We start from the raw sequence: 487 nt of genomic DNA on the forward strand, positions 1-487 counted from the left end.
CTCCATCTCGGCGACCTTCGAAGGTGGTGCGGGCGATGATGTGTACATCCTCAACACGGGTAACGCGACGGTCATCGAGCAGGTGGGCGGCGGCAATGATGAAGTGCGCACCAACTATGGCGTGATAGGCCTGAACGCCAACGTTGAGCGTCTGACCTATACCGGTACTGGCGCGTTCACCGGTTACGGCAATGCCAGCGACAACATCATCACTGGTGGCGCGGGCAATGACGTGTTGTTCGGTGGCGCTGGCGCAGACCAGTTTATCGGCGGTGCCGGTTTCGACGTCGCGGGTTACACGGACAGCACCGTTGGCGTCACCGTTAACCTGAAGACCGGTGTGCACAGCGGTATCGCCACCGGTGATACCTTCGTTGACATCGAAAGCCTGCGTGGTTCGAACTTCAACGATACGTTTGTGGCTGATAGCCGGGCCATTGCCTTCGATGGCAGCCTGGGCAACATGGACACGGTCGACTATTCGACT

General features: G+C 58.9%; 1 pseudogene. It reads left to right on the forward strand.

Going from position 1 to position 487, the window contains the following annotated elements:
• A pseudogene (locus tag L8H52_RS30330) lies at positions 1 to 487 on the forward strand (calcium-binding protein); the annotation flags it as partial.

This window comes from Pseudomonas sp. CROZ-RG-20F-R04-15 (genome assembly GCF_022662375.1).
In the GTDB taxonomy this organism is placed as follows: domain Bacteria; phylum Pseudomonadota; class Gammaproteobacteria; order Pseudomonadales; family Pseudomonadaceae; genus Aquipseudomonas.